The organism is Persicobacter sp. CCB-QB2 (genome assembly GCF_001274635.1).
GTDB classification, from domain to species: domain Bacteria; phylum Bacteroidota; class Bacteroidia; order Cytophagales; family Cyclobacteriaceae; genus Persicobacter; species Persicobacter diffluens.
On the sequence record NZ_LBGV01000001.1, the window covers coordinates 496,407 to 515,872 of the forward strand.

Here is a 19,466-nt window from a genome sequence, read left to right on the forward strand (position 1 = left end):
GTGTTTTTTTTCAACTATAAAGATAAAATGTACAGTAATGCCGTTCAGTGCCATATATCACAAAGGAATTTTAAGGGAAAAATGGAGTGCCGAAAGGAAATTTTCGTAATTTTGCCGACTGCGAAATAATTATTTTCGGATTGAAGATAAAAAACAGTTTACCATGACTTTATCAACAAAGTATAATCCTGCTGAAGTAGAGGATAAGTGGTATCAGTATTGGTTGGAGAATAAATTCTTCGCCTCCAAGCCTGATCCAGAGAAAGAACCCTATACCATTGTAATCCCACCGCCAAACGTAACGGGGGTATTGCACATGGGCCACATGTTGAATAATACCATTCAGGATGTCTTGATCCGTAAGAAGAGAATGGAAGGTAAAAACGCATGTTGGGTACCGGGTACTGACCACGCTTCTATTGCAACGGAAGCCAAAGTAGTAAAGCTTTTGGCAGAGCAGGGCATTAAGAAATCCGACATTACACGTGAGGACTTCTTGAAACACGCCTTCGAATGGAAGGAAAAATACGGTGGAATCATCCTGAAGCAGCTGGAGAAATTAGGCGCTTCTTGTGACTGGGACCGTACACGTTTTACAATGGAAGATGATTTGTCAGCGGCCGTGATTGAGGTCTTTGTCAAATTGTACAATAAAGGATTGATCTATCGCGGAATTCGCATGGTAAACTGGGATCCCGTCGGTAAGACAGCATTGTCTGACGATGAGGTGATTCACCGTGAAGTTCAGTCCAAATTATATTATGTCAATTATCCTGTAGAAGGAGAAGAGGGGCAGTTCGTGACCATCGCCACTACACGTCCGGAGACCATTTTGGGTGACTCTGCGGTGTGTATTAACCCGAATGATGAGCGTTTCCAGCATTTGAAAGGAAAGCGTGTAATCGTTCCAATGGTGAACCGTTCTATTCCGATTATCGAGGATGAATATGTGGACATTGAATTTGGTACGGGTTGTTTGAAAGTAACCCCGGCGCACGATGTGAATGACTACGAATTGGGCATGAAGCACAATTTGGAGACCATCGATGTGATCAATGAAGATGGAACGATGAGCGAGGCGGCGCAATTCTTTGTAGGAGAAGATCGCTTTATCACGCGTAAGAAAATTGCCAAAGAACTGGATGCCCTTGGCCTTTTGACGAAGGAGGAAGATTATAAGAATAAAGTAGGATTCTCGGAGCGTACCGATGCGGTAATTGAGCCAAGAATTTCTACGCAGTGGTTCTTGAAAATGGCCGATTTGGCCAAGCCTGCTTTGGATGCGGTAATGTCTGATGAAATTCAGTTGCACCCACCAAAATTCAAGAATACTTACCGTCACTGGATGGAGAATGTACACGATTGGTGTATCTCCCGTCAGCTTTGGTGGGGACAGCAGATTCCGGCTTACTATTTACCAAACAACCAAATCGTAGTTGCGCAAACTGCGGAAGAGGCTTTGGTCAAAGCACAGGAAATTGATCCTTCCTACACTGCTGCTGATCTGAAGCAGGATGAAGATGTATTGGATACCTGGTTCAGCTCCTGGTTGTGGCCGATTTCTGTATTTGACGGATTCAAAGATCCTGAAAATGAGGACATCAAATATTATTACCCAACCAATGACTTGGTAACAGGTCCGGACATTTTGTTCTTCTGGGTGGCGCGTATGATTATGGCCGGTACGGAGTTCAAAGAGGCGATTCCATTTAAGAATGTTTACCTGACCGGTATCGTTCGTGATGAGAAGCGCCGTAAGATGTCCAAATCTTTGGGTAACTCTCCGGATCCATTGGATCTGATTGCAGAATATGGCGCAGATGGTGTTCGTACGGGGATTTTGTTCTCTGCTTCTGCAGGTAATGATTTGCTTTTCGATACCAAATTGGTAGAGCAGGGACGTAATTTTGCCAATAAAATCTGGAATGCTTTCCGTCTGGTAAAAGGATTGGAAGTTTCGGATAGCATTGAAGCGGATCATTCCGCTACCATCTCCTGGTTCCGTAACCGTATGAATCAGGTGTTGGCGGAAATTGAGGATCACTTCGAGAAATTCCGTATTCAGGATGCCTTGATGGCGGCTTACAAATTGGTGTGGTCGGATTTCTGTTCCTGGTATTTGGAACTGGTGAAGCCAAATTATGGTGATCCAATCGACCGTAAGACCTACGAAGCGACCATCGCTATTTTTGAGGATCTGGTAAAAATGTTGCATCCGTTTATGCCATTCTTGACCGAGGAATTGTGGCATCAAATGGCGGAGCGTTCAGCAGAAGATGCTTTGATTGTGGCGCAATGGCCAGCAGGTGGTGCTTATGATGCCGACCTGATTGCGGCTACGCAAAATGCCTTCGATGTGATCTCTCAAGTGCGTAATGCGCGTTCTTCTAAAGGTCTAAGCCCTAAAGAAGTGTTGGACCTGCATATCAAAGGAGCGGAAGCGAATTATAAAGCTTTCGAAACGATGATCAAGAAGTTGGCGAATATCGAGTCTATCGTTTATGTTACGGAAGCACCTGCCAATGCCACTTCTTTCCGTGTGAAGAATGATGAATTTTTCCTCCCAATGGAAGGCCAGATTGATGTAGAGGCAGAACGTGAGAACCTGACGAAAGAGTTGGAATATACGAAAGGATTCCTGAACTCGGTGATGAAGAAGTTGTCCAATGAGCGTTTTGTGAATAATGCGCCGGAGGCTGTGGTAGCAGCAGAAACTAAGAAAAAAGAAGATGCAGAAGCCAAAATTAAGACTTTGGAAGAAGCATTGAGCAATTTGGGATAATGACTTTATCCTTATCATAATAGAAAGCGTAGCTCATTCCGGGTTACGCTTTTTTTGTATGCAAAAGGGGCGTTAGGGGCTAGCGAATTAGAGGTGTTATTGGTCTGAAAATAATTATAAATATTCTCACTTTTTATTGAACAGTAGTTTTGGTGGCAGGTTAAAAAAATGATTTAACCAATAATTTACTGACCAATGAAAAACCTAACATTTTACCTTTGCCTGTTTGTCGCCTTTATTTTTACCCTATCCTCCTGTTCGGATGATGATGGTGATTTGCCCATTTCCGAAACTCTGGAAATTAATATTCCCAATCAGGATCCTGAGGAAGGTGTTGCCGTGATTGCCGGGCAACAGATCACGGTCGCATTACAGCTAAGGTCTACCGATAATAATCTGGAAACCTTTAGTATTAATGGCCCCGGAATTGACATTACCTATGAGGATATTTTGGATACGGATGATGATGAGAATCTGGAGGGGATTCGTCCCGGTGATACTTATGATCAGGTGAATAAACAATCGGTTAATTATACCATGAATTATACCGTTTCCACTCAGGATATTGAAACGGCTATTGCAAATGATGGTACGCTGACTTATTTGTATACACTTACTGACAAAGATGGGGAAATTACAGCAGAGGCGGTTTTTACGGTTCCCCAATATGCTTTCACCGATGAGCAGTCCATTACACTAATCTATAAAAGTATTAATCAGACTGATGGAGAAAACCAAAGTGAGGAAGCCGGGATTGAGTATAGTGGGAATGATGTAGCGGCAAATATTGGAGAGATGATGGTGTTCAGCGCCACGGATATGGTGGAGGTTAGTCAGGAGGTTTATGATGCGGTCACTGCCGCGGATACAGATTCCTTCAGTGCTGCCAATACAGCTTATGAAGATGGCAGTAAGATAAGTGATATCGCGATTGGAGCCGATGCGGATTTTGAGGCTAAATATGTAGTGGTGAAAAAAGAGGAGGGGCAGTTTTCTGTGGTCCATTTCGAGGATCTGGAATTTGCTCCCGGTGATAATCGGGCATCGATCAATTTTAAATTGATAGGTTTAGCGACAAATTAAGACGGAAGTCTGAATATTCAGGATGAAAACAAGAGCGGTCATTTGACCGCTTTTTTTGTGGAAAAAATTACATAAGGAAGAGTTTGGGATCTCTTTGCAAACGTTTGTATTATTGTGATATGTATAAATATTGAGCTTAAATTTTTAATTTATTTAGAATATTTTAAATTTCTCCCCTATTTTTTACGTAACCCCCCAGCCAACATGTTAAATTTTTCCAGATTCTTACCAGTGCTTTTGGTGTTCCTGGTACACCTACTTTTTTATTCTAATACGCTTGCCAAGCCCAATTTGACTTTTGAACGATACCCAACGATAAGGGGATTGTCGCATAATACGGTTAATGCTTTTGCCGAAGACGCGAATGGTTACCTTTGGGTGGCTACACAGGATGGGTTGAATAGGTTTGATGGAGCTAATTTTCAGCAGTTTAAAAAGCAAACAGTAGATAGCCTTGGGCTACGAGATAATTATCTAAATGCTTTATACCCAGATGGGAAAGCGGGTTTATGGACCGCCTCTAATAATGGATTTCTAAGTTATTTATCTTTTAAAACACAATATTTCCAACATTGGGCCATTAGCGAGGCAGTATTAACCCACTTAAATAAAACAGCTTCAGGGACTTTATTGGTCGGATCAGATAATGGTCTGTATCATTATCATCTAGGAGAAAAGGCGCCGGAGCTATTTGAGGGAACAGCCGGTATTTCCATTGTGAATACTGTAGAATACAAAACGCAACAATTATTGGTCGCTACTGATCAAGGGCTCTTTCAGCTTCATCTCTCCTCAGGTAATTGGAGAAATTTGATAGAAATGAAGGAAGGGATTAATGCTTTGGTCTTTGATCAGGTTAATCAAAGGTGCATTTTGGCAACGAACTCCGGAATCTTTGAGTATCAGGTTGGGACTAAGACCTTGCAGCCACTACTTTTTACCTCAGCGGAAACCATGGTGGAGATTTCTTCCCTGGAATTAAGAGGGGAGGATCTTTGGATTGGGGCTTATAATGGCTTGTTTGTAGCGAATTTGGAAAGTCAAACCGCCGCTTTGTATCAAAATTCCATGATGCCTAATTCCTTAGGGGATAATGAGGTTATGGCATTATTTGAGGATCATTTGGGGGTGATGTGGATCGGAACGCGATACAGTGGGGTGAATAAATGGGCTGCCGGGAAAGCATTCGCCAGTATTCGCAAAACCAAATCAGGCCTCCAGGACAATATTCCGCGTGGTTATGTGGAGGATCTGTCAGGGAACTTGTGGTTTGGTTATGTAGGGAAGAACACCGTTTCAAAGTATAATTTTTCCAATCGCACTTTTGAGCATTTTGAAAATATGCCGGGAACCATTTATACCATTTTGCCAGAGGGAAATGGGAAGTTTTGGTTAGGCTCTTGGGGGGATGGACTGCTGTATTATGATATGCCGCGTCAAAAAATTCTTGGCCATTGGAACAGTAAGAACAGTAATTTACCTCACGATGAGGTGCAGGATATCTTAAAAGATGAAAAGGGAAGGCTTTGGATTGCCTCTAGTGGTGGTTTGGCAGTTTTCGATCCGGTAAAAAAAGATTTTGTTTTATACCAGCAGCAGGAAGCAGGGAATGGCTTGGTGAGCAATTATGTGCAGAATGGAACCGTTCTATTTTCTGATAATATTATCTGGGTGGGTACCTGGGGGGGCTTGTCCAAAGGTTATCTGAACGATGAGGGCTTGGTTGATCACTTTGAAAATTTTCAGAATGTGGAGGGAGATGCTTCTTCTCTACCGGATTCCCGGATTATTTCTATGCTTGAAAAGGAAAACGGGCATTTGGTGCTGGGAACTTTCGGGGGAGGATTGTTTGAAATTGATCCGGAAGGCAAGGTGCTATGGCGTTTAACCAAACAGGATGGTTTGCCCTCTGAAGTGATTTTGGGCATTCATCAGGATTTGGAAGGACGGTTGTGGATGAGTACCACCCATGGACTGGTCCGGTATCAGGAGGAAATGCAGGAATTAGTTGTTTATGGAGAGAAGGATGGTTTGCAGGGCAATGAGTTTTTCTGGGGAGGGCATTATCAAATGCAAGATGGCCGGATGATTTTTAGTGGTACTAATGGTATGAGTTTTTTCGATCCGCAGGAAATAAAGGAAAACCCAGTAGCGGCCAATGTAATCCTTGAAAATATTTATTTGATGGGGAAAGCTTTGCGGGTAGGGGAGCAATTTCCTAATGGGAAGCAGGTATTGCCGGTGGTTCCTGCATTTTTGGAGAAAATTAAATTGAATCATCGTCAGAATATTTTGAAACTTCAATTTACCGCACTGCATTCCATGTCTCCTGAAAATAATAGAATTCGTTATCGATTAGTTGGTTTTGAAGAGGAGTGGAAGGAGACTTTAGGCGCAAGAAAAGAGGCGATTTACACTAATCTGGAAGCAGGGAAATATGAATTTCAGATGCAGGCAGCCAATCCGGATGGGGTTTGGGGCGCAACAAAAACTTTGGAAATAAAGGTGATCCCTCCGTTTTACAGTACCATTTGGTTTATCGCTTTGGTCGTATTATTGATTTCCGCATTAGTGGTATGGGGAATTCGCTATCAGATTTATAATGAAAGGAGACAACAACAAAAACTGCAGGAGAAGGTCAATGAGGCGGTTGCGGAAGTAGAGGAACAAAAACAACTTTTGGAGGAAAAACATCAGGCAGAGGCTGTTCAGCGATGGATGAATGAAGGATTGGCGGTATTTTCGGATGTATTGAATAAAAACCGGGATGAGGTGGCTTCCTTGTGTCAGGCGGTATTGTCCAAATTGGCGGTATATCTGGAGGGTCATTTGGGGATGATTTACCTGTTTGATGAAGATCTGGGTGTTTTAAAACCTTATGCTTCCTATGGGGTGTCGCAAAAGGATTTTACGGTAGAGGTCGGCGAAGGCTTGATCGGAACCGTATTCAAGGATGGAGTGAAGAAACAGTTGGAGCGCCTACCGGAAAATTATTATCAATCGATTAATTCGGGCCTGGGCGCTTCTACCTCCTGTGGGCTGTTATTGGTACCTTTAAAGTATGAGGAAATTGTGGTCGGGGTGATTGAGTTGGGGTATTTCGGTGAAATGAAAGCAGACTATGTATTATTTGCTGAGCGTCTGGCGGAAATGATGACGCTGAGAATTAATGCGGCTCAAATGGCGGAGAAAACAGCCGACTTATTGGAGACGAGTCAGCAGCAGTCTATGGAATTGCAGCAGCGCGAAGAGGAATTGCGTCAGAACCTGGAAGAGCTGCAGGCCACTCAGGAGGAAAGTAGTCGACACATAAAAGCCTTGGAGGAAAAGCTGGCGGCTAGTCAACAAGTGTCATAAATCGGAGGGGTAGGAATGATTTTTTAAATTATTTCAAAAAAGGTACATGTGAGATTTCCAAATGGAACGAAGTCTCAGTACTTCATTTTCTTTGAGTTGTTAAGGGTAATTAAATGATAATCAGCATCTAATATTGATTTAATTTAAACATATTTTCTTTCTTTATTTTTAAACTTACCTAAGATAGATAAAACTAATATTGAATTTGGTTTAAAAACTTAGCTCAAGTATAAATCTTCTTATTTCTTTGTGGAATATTTTAAAAAATAAGAAGATGAAGAATTTTTTCTACTTGCCATTATTGGCGATGATGACTTTGGTATTTACCTCTTGCTCAGAAACAGAGGATATCCTACCGGACTCCACTACTGTTGAGATTACGGCTACTGGTACCCCTACAGGGGTGGTTACACCAGGAACTCAGATTTCTGTGGCTTTAAAGCTGCGCTCTTCGGATAATTCTTTAAAAGGATTGGTGATGAGTGGACCTGGCGTGGAGCACACTTATGAGGATATTGCCAATACCGACAAGGATGAAATGCCTAAAGAAGGTTTGAGATCCGGAGATGAGTATGTTTATACCAACTCCAAGCAGATTGATTATGTAATGAACCATACGGTTTCTCAGGACGAATTCGAAGCGGCTCAGGAGACAGGTAAAATGGTTTATGAGTTCATCCTTTCTGATAAAAATGGTCAGAAAACTACTTCTGTGGAGTTTGAGGTAGAGCAGGATAATTACACTTTCGTGGATGAAGAGGATATCACTTTAGTATACGTTAATATAAATCAGTCTGATGGTAGAAATGAGAGTGAGGCTGCCGGAATTAGATACACTGGAAATGATGTTGATGCAAACACTGGAAATATGATGGTGTTCAGTGCCTCAGATATGATTGAAACAGATGTAGATACCTACCAATCTGTAGTTGCTGCTGATGAATCATCATACATGGCTGCAATGGATGCCTATGAAAACGGTTCCAAAATTTCTGAAATTTCTATCAAAGCTGACAGTCATTTTGAAACGAAATATGTGATTGTAAAGAAAGAGGATGGTGATTTTTCTGTTATTCATTTTACAGGATTAAGATTTGCTGCTGGTGATAATCAGGCAGACTTGACTTTTAAATTAATTGGAATAGAATAAGCATAAAGCTTTTAGCATATTAAAAGGCGGCCAGTTGGTCGCTTTTTTTTTGGTAAGGAAATTTTATCACTTGTTATTGTAATAATTGAATCAATCGAATGAAAAAAATAATCATTTCAATTAAGGTGTGGCATTAATTTTGGCTTGTCAGAGGAAACAAACCTACTTTATGATGAAAAAATTATCTATACTGAGTCTGCTGCTGGTGTTAGTAGGATTTTCCGCCTGTCATTGGGAGGAGCCTATTTCCGGAGCCATAATTACAGGGGTAGATTATAATATTCAGGATGGGCTGATCCTGCAAGAAGGGGAAGATGTTCCCGGGCTTAGGGTTAACATACAAACTGAAATGGGGCTGGAGTTACTCTTCGTGCAAGTGAATAAAATAGATGATAATCGGGACCGATCTCTTTACCATATCGAATTGACGAATGCAAGTGATGGAGATTTGATTAATTTTGGTTTAAAGAAATATACTTCTACGAGGTTATTCAATCCGGGACTGATCGGAGAAAGGGATTTGACGATGAATATTCGCAATATAGTGGCACAGAAATGTGTGTTGTACCAACAGGCACAAACGGAATATGCGATAGATATGATGGTGAGAGATCAGGGAGGGGTTGAAACTACCGAAACGCTTTATGTGACGGTTATGCCTTGATTTTGCCGGTTTATAGCGAAGGTATAAGTTCACCTGCTCAGGCGGTGGACTTTTTTATAAAACTATGAATGGGAAAATTATAGGAATAATCTAGTTCCCAATGAGGGTCTATTTGATTTGAGTGCTTTTTTATGAGTTAGATTACTTTCTTTTACAGAAAGACTTTATAGTATAAAATCTTCCACTTTAATAGTCCGGCCTTGATCAATGGGCGGATAGACAAAGGTGCTGCTGGCGACAAGAAGGCATCAGAGCGACATTTCAGCAATGTTTCACCAGTCTCCCGCCTTTTCCAACGCCTTGATGGATTCCGTCAGCAGGTTCTTTGTCCCGCCGACATTGATCACAGCCTTGATTTTTTTGTTTCGTTTTTTATCAAGGAAAATGAAAAGTATGCCTATTGCGCAATTAAGGATGATTTAGTAGTTTTTGATACACAGACTTTTAAAGCGATAAATTTATGAAGAAAGTAAGATATAACTACTACAATAATGATATAAGTAAACGTTGGTATATCACCTATCCGGTCATTAAAAATGGGAAACTGAAATCGCACCGAAAGTATATTGAAAGCAAAAAATACCCTACAGTGGATGAAAAGCACGCATTTGCAAAAGAATTTATCGCGGATATGGAGCAAAGAATAGAAAATAACGATTTAATAGATATAACTTCTAACGAAACTCCCAAAGAAATCCCAACTCTGGAAAGTGCAATAACGAATATTATTTCGATTTTTAAACAAACTTTAGCGGACAATACTTTGAACTCATACAAATGTGTGCTAAAAAATTTTTTGAAATTTGTTCAGGAAGGGGAAGATTCCGGTATTTTGGTCAATAATGTGACCACTGCCCACGTCCATGAATTTCTAGATTTTAAGGTTTCCGAAGGGCAATTGTGTATTAGTAGTAGAAATCGATATCTCAGAACTCTGAAGGCTTCTTTCGAGTTGATGAGGGAAAGGGAAATCATTGAAATTAATCCAGCCAGAACAATAAAAGGAATCCGTAATCCTGGACAAAAATCTCATCAGCCCTATACCATGTTGGAGGCTACTCAAATATTGAACTATTTAAGGAAACATGACCCACAACTTTTCGTTTTTGTTTCCATCATTTTCCATACCTTTTTGCGTCCTATTGAAATATGTCGAATGCGGGTAAATGACATTGATTTTGATAATCAACGTATCCATGTATCTAAAGAAAATTCAAAAACGAGGATTGCCAAAAACCCAAGGTTCTCCAAACAGCTTCTACAAATTTTAAGAGAGTACTTGGTGGAGCCTAATTTTGGCGATCTATTTATTTCGGTGAATGGTGCTCCAGGTATGAGGAGTTTGAATGTAGATCACATACGTTACAGATACAATAAGGCTTTAAAAGCGATAAATCTTGATGGCAAGGGGCATACACTTTATAGTTGGAAGCATACTGGAAATATTGAACTTTATAAGCAATGTAAGGATGTCAAATATGTGCAGTTTCAAAATGGGCACACCTCGCTATCAATGACGGATCAATATTTAAGAAATCTCGGCCTTATGATGGATGATAGCTGGAGCTACGAAATGCCCGACCTTCAATTTGAAGAAATTGCATAGTAGATAGGTGATTTTCTGTTTCCTCTTTCCTCATCTCATTTTCACGAAATTGTACTTTAAATCCCCCTTCTGGGGCTCCTGGAGTTTTTGGGGTTCTTAAAAGTACAATTATTTTGAGGAAACAGGGGATAAAGTACAATTTTTGAGTAATTATTAGAAAAGTACTAATGAAATAATACAAATGATTACTAACGATCATTTATCGGTGTTTTTGCAAGGCTGATTTCGACGCATTTTTGATTTTTATCTCTAAATACTGGGAATTCTATGGGAATATTTATATTCCGTTTTGAGGGAATAGGAATGAAGTTAGAGGGAGAATAGGTGAAATAGTGAGGAAATGGAGGTGTTTTTCCGGAAAGACAGCCTCACCTCACCACCACTTCAACATCTTCTCCCCCCTCAATCTTTTCCTCAAACACATTAAAAATCCGATCCGTATTCGAATACCTGTTCTTCTCAAACATCGCCCGGCCGCCTTCATGCACATGAATGACCATATCGGAATCGAATTCCACCATATTTCCACCTCGGGTTTGGCGTCCGGTGGTGGATTGGAAGATCATGATGAAGATGGTTTGTTTGTGCTCTTTGCGGAGGTCATTCAGGTCTTGCTGTTTGGCATTGGGGACTTTGTTCCAGGAGTCGACCACCACAACATCAAAGTGCTGGGCGGCTTCGTGTAGCGAAGTAACGCCTTTTGGAGCTTCTGCGGCGGATTGAATTTTGGATCGATTTTCCGGGTGGATGTATTGTTCGGTATAATTTCGGATTACGGGATGCGCCGGGTCCATCTCCAGGGTAAAAAATCCGACTGACTTTCCGAGGCTGGCCAAGCCGTTCATCAGTTGGAAAGCCAGGCGCGTTTTGCCGGCTCCTTTGTCGCCACGGAGGACGATGGCGGATTCATGCGGAGCGAATTCTCCCAACCACAAACCGATCTGTCCAGGGATTTTGATTTTTGGTGTAGGATCTTCGGTTCTTTCTAAGCTGCCAAAACCGGAAAATCCATTTGCCTGCTTTGGGTTTGTTGGTTCAGCTTCCCTATTTTGGGTGATTTGCCGGTATTGTTCCGCTTTGATGGAACTTCCTTTGTGGTCCTCACATTCGCAGCCGCAAATACAGGTCACGGCATTTCCCAAGCCGGCACCGTGGAACTTCCCTCCGCACTTGCATTCACATTTCGGTCCGGTAGCGGACTCGCATTTCCCGGAGTGTTTTTCTGGCATACCTGCTATGGCAGATTCATTTATATTTTCCTCCATAGATGCCAAAATGATCATACGCTCGGTTTCATCTTTGGCATTTTTTAAGGAATCGATGTATTTTTTGGGAATACTCATGAGGCTTTCTTTTTAGTTCCAAAGAGAGAAGTTTGCTTTTTGCCGGCCTGTTTAGCAGCTGATTTTTTCTCCATATGCATGGCTAATTTCCGCTTGATCGTCCCCACCTTGTCAAGGTAGGGCTTGGCCAATTCATCGGCCTTGTTTTTAGAGATTTTTCGTGTGGTATCGCTACTATTCACCGCAGCATAAAATCGTGTCGATTTTTCATGATATTCTTTTTCAGCGACTTTCAACTCTTTTTCAATGCTTATCTTCTGTTCCTCCCAGGCTGCTTCCGATGGAGATTTTGAGAGCTGTCGATTCAGATTGATCACGGCATCAAATTTTCCCATATTCGCAAACCTCTCCAGGTATTGAAAGAACTTGCTTTTAGCTGAAAATTGACCGCTTTTATTTCCATAACCTTGCTGAAATAACCATTTAGCGATCTGATTTTCGTTTTGATGCGTCAGTTTTGGAAACCGTCTTCGCGCCTCTCCAGTCCAGTTGGCAATGGTGGAAAGGTTGTTTAGTGAGGTCTTGTCTTTGCCGTCAAATTGCAATAATTGACCAACCATCCAGCCCTTTGGGTTGAGATATGATAAATTATGGATGGTCGATGCGTTCTTACCCTCTTTCTCGTGGATTTCCTCCTCAATTTGCTTGGCGCAGGATGGTCCGGAAAGCCCACATTCTTCCCGCTTTTTTCGGTAATATCCAGCTCTTTCCAGATCGGTTTCTTTGGTGGAAAGCGTGTTTGAATTCAGCGCAAAATCAATGGCTTGTCGCTCGCTTCCCCCGAATATCTTCGCTGGTATTCTTTTAAAGTAATGGTCAATTTTTGAAATTCTTTTGAAGGCCTCAAAACGGCTGTGCCCACTTAAAACGAAGTATCTATTTTTCTTGTTTGGATCCTCCCAGACGACGATTGGATCAAAAGCGGACCAGTCAAATTTTTGATTGAAATGAGCCGATTCAATTCGCTTTACCGACTCCTCAGAATAGGCATTATTTCGGTTTTGAAAACGCTTTTCATCTGTTTGGATCTTCCACAAATCAATTGTGTGAACCTTTACCTTACTGGAACTGGCTCCCTTTTTGGACTTTACTTGCGACTTTTTAGCCGGAGTGGCAGGCTTTGTCTTTGTCTTTAGTTCACTCTTTTTTTTTAAGATACAGCTCATTTGACCCAAGGCAAGGTGAACCTTTTCCTCATTTGTTGCGGAAAGGGGGATTTGCCAAACTTTCTGTTTTGGAGCCCAGGTGAAGCCATTCGACTTTAGAATTGCCCGGTCTATTTCACTAGGTTTACGACTGAATTTTAGCTGTATGCGTTTGATTTTTTCATTGCGAACCACCTCTGTTTCAATAGTGGATACTGCTTTCTTCGGACTTCCTTTTGCTGCTGCGGGAACTTTGGGTTTTTGGGCAGATTTTGGCGCTGAGCTCGGTTTAGGGACAGATTCAGGCTTTTCCGGACTCGCTTTTTCCGGTCTATTTTCCGGATTAAAGGCTTGGTATTCTCCCTTTTTGAGAATGAAATCAGCGGCCTTTTGTGCCTTGGCCGTAGTGGTGGTAATCCAGCGGTTATCCTCCCTCATTTTTTTGAGAATACGGCTTTTCCAGTTTCGAATATAGGCGGCGCTATTGTCAATCGTAAACATTAAAATGCCCGCCTGCCCACATAAATAGGAAGCGCCCATCTCTGCGATAAGTTCTTCCGCAGCATATCCCGGATCGCCCCAAACAGCTCCCCGCGCGACTTATCATTAAGCCGTTTTCGGTGCTTTGTGCTATGAACCAACTCATGAAAAAGGGTAGCATAGTAACGCTGTTTTTCTTCGAATTGATCAAAATACGGCATGGTCACCGTATCCTTTTGAGGGGTGTAAAATGCCTGATCCCTTTTGGAATGCAGGATAGGAGGCCGTTCCGGCATATGTGCAATTATCTGATTAGCAGAATCAATGTCATCGCCTTTAAATTTTTCTGCTTCTATTTTTGTGAAGTTGTGGTCAATCCCCTCAGTATCATCTAGATTGAATACCCGGTAGTACTTCAGAAATTTGATTTCCTCATTGTTTTGCGGGTCACTTTCATACTCTTCTTTTGTGATGGTATTCCCCTCCGAATCTTTATACATGATGGAATAATAGACCACTATCCGACTTTCTGCCCCCTTTTCAATTTGCCCTTTTAGCTTCTGAACCTGCTTGAAAGTAAGGTAATAAGGCAAGGCTCTCCGGTCCATCATGCTCAGCATAAAGTAGTTCATACCCGTGTAGGGCTTATTACTGACGTAATTTTTAGCAATGGGACCAAGTGGTTTGCCGTTTTCATCCAGGAAGATAGTTTGAGACCAGGGTTTCCTCCAGGGCAGTTCATCCTCTGAGGTGGATTCAATTTTATCAATGATCATTTGAGTGATGATGTCGTTGACATTGGCGGTCTTTCCCAGCCCCATCAAGCCGCCCAGCTCTTCCAAGGGTCGTCCTTCATCTCCAAGGAGTTCCTGTTCTTCCTGCTCGCAGAGGCATGGAATACCGTTTAATAATTCGTTGTCATTATTATTATTGGAGAACATCCACCAGGTAAGTCCTCCCAAGGCTAAGGCTGGAATAATCATATTAAGAAGGGTTTGGAGTTTTGGAATATTACCTCTGCTACCGGGACGCTAATAGAATTGCCTAAGAGCTTATATCGTTGCCACTTTGTGATTTCATACTTCTTTCCATTGGAATCGATACCATATTTTGTCCAATCGTCGGGGAAACCCTGCAAACGCTCACATTCTATTTCCGTAAACCGCCTTATCCTTTTGTTTTTGAGTAGTAGTCCTGGAGGTTGATTGGTGGTTAAAGTACGCGCTTTGTCCTGGATGAATTTTGAACCATTCGCAGCGCTGTCCGGATAAGCCAAATCTACCGTAACTAAACCCTGAGGTTCGTTTGCCGTGATCGTGAATGATCCTCTTTTATCTCGAAAGTATTGAGTCTTTTGGTCGCTGGAATTTATGCTGACCGGGATATGCGTCGTTCTTTTTCGTTTTTCAGAATCCGATCCGAGGCCTCCTTCGATAGGAAGTATTCCCTGTAATCCTTTTTTTGATCCACGATAGGCGACAAAGAAAATTCGTTCTCTGTTTTGGGGTAAAAACCAGTCAGTATTACAGAGTTGCCATTCTGCAAATTCATATATCCCAAGGTCGGTAATTGCTTTTTTGACTTTTTCGAAAGTATTTCCCCGGTCGTGAGTGAGTAATCCTTTGACATTTTCGAAGATGATAAGGTCAGGACACTTGCCTTGCTGATCGAGTTCTTGAAGAAGGCGGATGACTTCGAAAAACAATCCACTACGTGTTTTGCGAGTGATTCCTTTTTTGCCTCCTGCAAGGCTGAGGTCTTGACAAGGAAATCCAAAAGTACACAGGTTAATTTTTGTTGGAATGTCATTAGCGCTAATTTTTCTTATATCACCAAGTGGTTGAGCGTTTGGAAAATTGTATTGATAATTACCTATCGCATCATGGTCTACTTCAGAGAAATAGGTTGTATTTAATGGTATTCCGGCCTTAACCAAAGCTTTGTGGAAGCCACCACAACCACTGAAAAGATCTAAATAGTTGAGGCCCTGAATTCCATCTAAACCAGAATCCGAATTCTCCTGATTAAGCAACCAAAAGAGTATGCCCGATGCGATAATTCCTTCTATCATTTTACCGTATTTTCCGCCAAAATTTCCCCCAGCAATCCCCCCACAAAAAGGAAAGCCGAAGCATCTTTTTTCAGATGCTTGGCTAAATAATAGGCCGCCAACCCGCAGGCACCTACATAAATGGCTTTTTTTGCTGATGGATTCATTTGGGTTCTTTTTTGAATGCGTTAAAATCAAAATGCTGACTCACTTTACCGGCCACCTTTTCAATCGTTCGGCCAGCCACATAACCACCAATGCCTACGGTGAGCAGGTTCCAGAATGGTTCCGGTATACGATGTAATTCAACCGGATAGAAACAGGAAATCATCACAATGAGGGCGAAGCAAACCATCACCGCTGGTCGCCAATTCCGTTGTAGGGCATTTCCTTGGCTTTCACTGAGGATAATTTGTGTCTGCAGGCGACTAATTTCCACCAAATGCTCCATGAGCATATTGGCTAATCGGTTTTTCAGGGCCTGCTTTTCCTCTTCGGAAGTGACTACTTCATCGACCACATTCCCAACGGATTCCACTAGTTTTGATGCACCGCTAGAAATGATTTTAGATAGAAAATTTCCCATAATGCATCAATATTATTCCCCCGATAAGCACCAAGGCTAAACTGCCTAAACCATAGACCTGCCAGTCCGAATAAACAAAAGCCATTGCCCGCTTTTTCCATCCGGATAAAAACTTTTTCAGAGTGCTATTCTTTTGCGCTAAAGCCTCATAATATTCCACTCTGGCCAGCTTGTACCGCTCAAATAGCATGGCTCCATCCACGGAGTTTATCGCACCTATAGTCATTGGACCCATGGCACCATCTACTGAAAGATTAAGGCTAAATGATTTATTTAGAGTTCGTTGTAAAACCTTAATGGCATTCCCTCCGGCATTGACAAAAAAGTCAAATATTTGAGCCTGTAGCGCAGTATTTTGGATATAATCTAGTTGAGCTCTTTTCCAGAAATTTTCAAGGTAAAAAGCTTTAACTAAGTCGTTTAGTTCTGCTGCTTTGACTTGGGTATTCCAGGGTAATTTACCCCCGGCCTGCGTCTTGGCCATATCGATATGGATCCAGCCCGGCCATGAGGGATGATAATTTCGGGCAATACCCTGATAGGTTTCTCCGCCGCTATCTCCAGGGACAAAGGCGTAAAAACCTTCGTGCCTGAGGGTTTCATTTAAAATTTTATCAAAACTCATAAAGCAAAAGCGTTATTTCGAATTTCAATCAACTGTTGTTCGGTTTTATCCAGCACCGGAAATTGGGAGAATTCATCATAAGTCAACATGCTAACAGCGGACTCATGAACGAAATACCGATAGTCCTGACCACCAATTTGAGTCTGAACTTCCAGCATCTGATTTTCCTTTTTTCCACTGAATTTTCCGGCCAGATTATCGCGGTATAAAGTGGTAATCAGTCCGGTTCCATTTCCATCCGGATAAGAAGGTACCACTTTTGTTCCCTGATATACTCCGGTCTTATCCAGCGATACCACCGCATAAAGGGGAGTTTGCACTGGGCTGACCTCCTTCTCTGTTGCCAATACAGGAAGTAAATCCTTCATTCCTTTTTCCCGAATGTATTGAGAGGTAATGAGCAAAATCCCCATTCCCATTAGTAAGTCTTCCGTTCTCATGCTGCCAGAATTTGGTTCAACTTCATCAGGTCGGAGCCGCTGAGTTCATCAGTCAGGTCCTGCACCACATTTCTTTGGTAAAGGGAGCGATAAGCGTTGTTCACTGCCGCCATGGAAATCTTATTGTTTTTCATATCATGAATCACCCGAAAGATTTCTCCTTCATTAGTGCCATCCCAAAGCCATGAAAAAGAAGAAGGATGCATGGCCGCATACAGACGGGTTGCATAAGAGGTACTGAGCCCTTTATCCGATTGCATGCCGAATTGATTGGCGGCCTGAATGGCCTTCGACTTTTTTAATTGTCGATCAATTACCAAATAAACGGCAACACCCACCCCGCCAAAAGGGCGAATTTGATCACCGTCTTTCCGGTATCACTGGAGACCACATTTTTCGCTGTTGATAGTGCCGTTATTGGATTCATTTACAGTATATTTTGATAATTTTTAATCAGCATATTGATGCCGGGTTTCTTACTTTTTCGGGCTAAAATTTCCAAACTTTCCACCGTCAATTGATTGACAATAGTCTGAATAGCACGCGCCAATTTTTGTCCCTCCGCTGAAGATTTTACATTTACCGAAATGCTTAAATTAGCCTTACTCATAGTCCACCTCCTCACCACTTGGTTTCCGGAAATTGCTTAATAATTGCCCCAGTAGTTCCTCGTTTTGAGCGAGTAATTGTACCAAAATGAAGAACTCCTTTTGGTATTGCTCATCTTTGGAGAGTAACCATTTTTCCGTCTCCGCTATTACCTCATTCTCAGTTCCTTCAAAAGCTACATTTGCATTATTTCCAGCAGGCAGGGAGTTGGATAGATCCACGCCCATCAATCGACTTACCGCCACAGCCGCCAAATTGGCCAGTACCGGATTTTCGCCCACTTTTTCCATCACTCCGGCTAAGCCATTGCTCTGCTCAATCTCCTTTTTGCGGTCTTCAATGGCATGGACTTCATCCTTCAGTTGGTTTTCTTTCTGAAGTTTAAAATTTTCTTCTTTGAGCCGTTCATTTTGAGATTCCAGCTGATCTGCTTTCTTCTCCATCTTCAGCAAATCTTTCTCCAGTTGCTGAATCATATAGGCTTTTACATCGTTGAGCTGCTCCTGAGGGAGGCCATGGAGGGCGGAAGTTTTTTCCAGTTCAGCGGTTTCTACGGATTTCTTTCCGGCATCCACAAATTCACCATCCACCTTTTTTTTCGTGTTAACGATGATTTTTTCCGGTTCATAAGTGAATTTGATGTCCTCTAGTATTTCCACCAATTCTTGCTGATCAGCCGTACTTTGGTTTTCATAGACCAGCTGCTCCTCTCCATCTTTGAGGTAGCCAATGTCCACAGCCTCATAACGGGCGGCATGTTTGGCGATATTATGTAATTTATTCATAGCGGGTTAATTTGGTTTATCTTTTACGTCTTCGGAATAAGCGTTTCAATCCTCTTCCGGCGATGGCGGCAGGATGGTATCGGATTACTTTTTTAAAAATGGAAGACCTTCTCTTTGCGGATTTTCTTACAGTCGGTTTTCGACTGGATAGCATAGGTCGCTGACTAAGGGACGATTTTTTTAGTGTGGATGGCAAGCGCCTAAATCTCAAAGATGGTCTGCCAGGGAAGCCTTTTTTTTTGATCTTTGAACGCAGGCTTCTTTTTCTTAGCGTTGGTTTCAACGAAGGTTGCTGAATGCTCCTATTTTGAACTACAGCCCTTCTTTGACCAAAATAGATAGGTCTTTTTTGAATGGATGTCGCACCTTTACAACGCTTCAAGGCCTGCTTCAAAACCCGGTTTTGTCTATGCGCTGCAGCCTGTTTTCTTTTGGCCAGGAGCATGCTTCTTCGCCTTTCTTTTTGAGCTCTTTCCTTCTTTTTTTGAAGTGCAAAGCGTCTTTTTCTCTCCTCACGGTTCCTTCGGAGCTGCGATTGCTTTTTCACTTCCATTTGTTGAGCCACAGGATTGGTATTTTTTCCGGTTTTGACCGTCGGGATACGCTTAATCGCCGGCACCACTTTTGAGCTGCCCGGTAGTTTTTGCAGATTAGCCTGAGGCACTACTTTTCCCTTGGGGCGATTCATCTGGTCCACATCAATACCAAATGCATTGGCTACTCCTGCCGCAAATTGTTGGGTAAGTGTTCTTTGCATGATA

General features: G+C 42.1%; 19 protein-coding genes. 7 read left to right on the plus strand and 12 right to left on the minus strand.

All coding sequences use genetic code 11. From position 1 onward, the window contains the following. The first annotated feature begins 163 nt into the window (after positions 1 to 163). The 7 genes from NG22_RS02350 to NG22_RS02380 all read left to right on the plus strand — a co-directional run bounded on the left by NG22_RS02350 (position 164) and on the right by NG22_RS02380 (position 10,642). A complete protein-coding gene (locus NG22_RS02350) occupies positions 164 to 2,782 on the plus strand; it encodes a valine--tRNA ligase (RefSeq protein ID WP_053404226.1) in 2,619 nt (872 codons plus the stop codon). 195 nt (positions 2,783 to 2,977) lie between these two features. Continuing rightward, entirely contained in the window at positions 2,978 to 3,865 is an 888-nt protein-coding gene (locus tag NG22_RS02355; RefSeq protein ID WP_053404227.1) for a hypothetical protein, read from the plus strand. A gap of 204 nt (positions 3,866 to 4,069) precedes the next feature. Beyond that, positions 4,070 to 7,222: a two-component regulator propeller domain-containing protein gene (locus tag NG22_RS02360; RefSeq protein ID WP_053404228.1), complete on the plus strand. Its 3,153-nt coding sequence runs from the start codon at positions 4,070 to 4,072 to the stop codon at positions 7,220 to 7,222. A gap of 274 nt (positions 7,223 to 7,496) precedes the next feature. Then, a complete protein-coding gene (locus NG22_RS02365; protein ID WP_053404229.1) occupies positions 7,497 to 8,372 on the plus strand; it encodes a hypothetical protein in 876 nt (291 codons plus the stop codon). 169 nt (positions 8,373 to 8,541) lie between these two features. Then, the gene (locus NG22_RS02370) at positions 8,542 to 9,036 is read left to right on the plus strand and encodes a hypothetical protein (protein ID WP_053404230.1); all 495 of its coding nucleotides are present in this window, start codon (positions 8,542 to 8,544) and stop codon (positions 9,034 to 9,036) included. A gap of 200 nt (positions 9,037 to 9,236) precedes the next feature. Then, on the plus strand, positions 9,237 to 9,500 hold the full coding sequence (locus NG22_RS02375) for a hypothetical protein (protein WP_053404231.1): 264 nt from the start codon (positions 9,237 to 9,239) through the stop codon (positions 9,498 to 9,500). Continuing rightward, positions 9,497 to 10,642 carry a site-specific integrase gene (locus tag NG22_RS02380; protein ID WP_053404232.1) on the plus strand — a complete coding sequence of 382 codons (1,146 nt, stop codon included), beginning with the start codon at positions 9,497 to 9,499 and terminating at the stop codon, positions 10,640 to 10,642. Before NG22_RS02375 ends, NG22_RS02380 begins: the two co-directional genes overlap by 4 nt. Positions 10,643 to 11,010: 368 nt before the next feature. Here NG22_RS02380 and NG22_RS02385 read toward each other — a convergent pair whose 3' ends face one another. The 12 genes from NG22_RS02385 to NG22_RS02435 all read right to left on the minus strand — a co-directional run bounded on the left by NG22_RS02385 (position 11,011) and on the right by NG22_RS02435 (position 19,462). Continuing rightward, complete coding sequence (locus NG22_RS02385) at positions 11,011 to 11,985, minus strand: DNA/RNA helicase domain-containing protein (protein ID WP_053404233.1); 975 nt, start codon at positions 11,983 to 11,985, stop codon at positions 11,011 to 11,013. After that, positions 11,982 to 13,670 carry a hypothetical protein gene (locus tag NG22_RS02390; protein ID WP_172674399.1) on the minus strand — a complete coding sequence of 563 codons (1,689 nt, stop codon included), beginning with the start codon at positions 13,668 to 13,670 and terminating at the stop codon, positions 11,982 to 11,984. Before NG22_RS02390 ends, NG22_RS02385 begins: the two co-directional genes overlap by 4 nt. Next, positions 13,631 to 14,593: an ArdC-like ssDNA-binding domain-containing protein gene (locus tag NG22_RS02395; protein ID WP_053404235.1), complete on the minus strand. Its 963-nt coding sequence runs from the start codon at positions 14,591 to 14,593 to the stop codon at positions 13,631 to 13,633. Before NG22_RS02395 ends, NG22_RS02390 begins: the two co-directional genes overlap by 40 nt. Then, a complete protein-coding gene (locus tag NG22_RS02400; protein WP_053404236.1) occupies positions 14,590 to 15,681 on the minus strand; it encodes a DNA cytosine methyltransferase in 1,092 nt (363 codons plus the stop codon). Before NG22_RS02400 ends, NG22_RS02395 begins: the two co-directional genes overlap by 4 nt. After that, on the minus strand, positions 15,678 to 15,827 hold the full coding sequence (locus NG22_RS17705) for a hypothetical protein (RefSeq protein ID WP_157600823.1): 150 nt from the start codon (positions 15,825 to 15,827) through the stop codon (positions 15,678 to 15,680). Before NG22_RS17705 ends, NG22_RS02400 begins: the two co-directional genes overlap by 4 nt. Next, positions 15,824 to 16,246: a 3TM-type holin gene (locus NG22_RS02405; protein ID WP_053404237.1), complete on the minus strand. Its 423-nt coding sequence runs from the start codon at positions 16,244 to 16,246 to the stop codon at positions 15,824 to 15,826. Before NG22_RS02405 ends, NG22_RS17705 begins: the two co-directional genes overlap by 4 nt. Next, positions 16,227 to 16,871, minus strand: coding sequence for a glycoside hydrolase family 108 protein (locus NG22_RS02410; RefSeq protein ID WP_053404238.1), 645 nt, complete (start codon positions 16,869 to 16,871; stop codon positions 16,227 to 16,229). The genes NG22_RS02405 and NG22_RS02410 overlap by 20 nt, the downstream gene beginning before the upstream one ends. Further along, positions 16,868 to 17,311 carry a hypothetical protein gene (locus tag NG22_RS02415; protein ID WP_053404239.1) on the minus strand — a complete coding sequence of 148 codons (444 nt, stop codon included), beginning with the start codon at positions 17,309 to 17,311 and terminating at the stop codon, positions 16,868 to 16,870. Before NG22_RS02415 ends, NG22_RS02410 begins: the two co-directional genes overlap by 4 nt. Beyond that, a complete protein-coding gene (locus tag NG22_RS02420; RefSeq protein WP_053404240.1) occupies positions 17,308 to 17,649 on the minus strand; it encodes a hypothetical protein in 342 nt (113 codons plus the stop codon). The genes NG22_RS02415 and NG22_RS02420 overlap by 4 nt, the downstream gene beginning before the upstream one ends. Positions 17,650 to 17,738: 89 nt before the next feature. After that, complete coding sequence (locus NG22_RS02425; RefSeq protein ID WP_053404241.1) at positions 17,739 to 17,921, minus strand: hypothetical protein; 183 nt, start codon at positions 17,919 to 17,921, stop codon at positions 17,739 to 17,741. Beyond that, on the minus strand, positions 17,914 to 18,705 hold the full coding sequence (locus NG22_RS02430; protein WP_053404242.1) for a hypothetical protein: 792 nt from the start codon (positions 18,703 to 18,705) through the stop codon (positions 17,914 to 17,916). The genes NG22_RS02425 and NG22_RS02430 overlap by 8 nt, the downstream gene beginning before the upstream one ends. Positions 18,706 to 18,721: 16 nt before the next feature. Then, entirely contained in the window at positions 18,722 to 19,462 is a 741-nt protein-coding gene (locus tag NG22_RS02435; protein ID WP_053404243.1) for a hypothetical protein, read from the minus strand. Between the last annotated feature and the right edge of the window lie 4 nt (positions 19,463 to 19,466).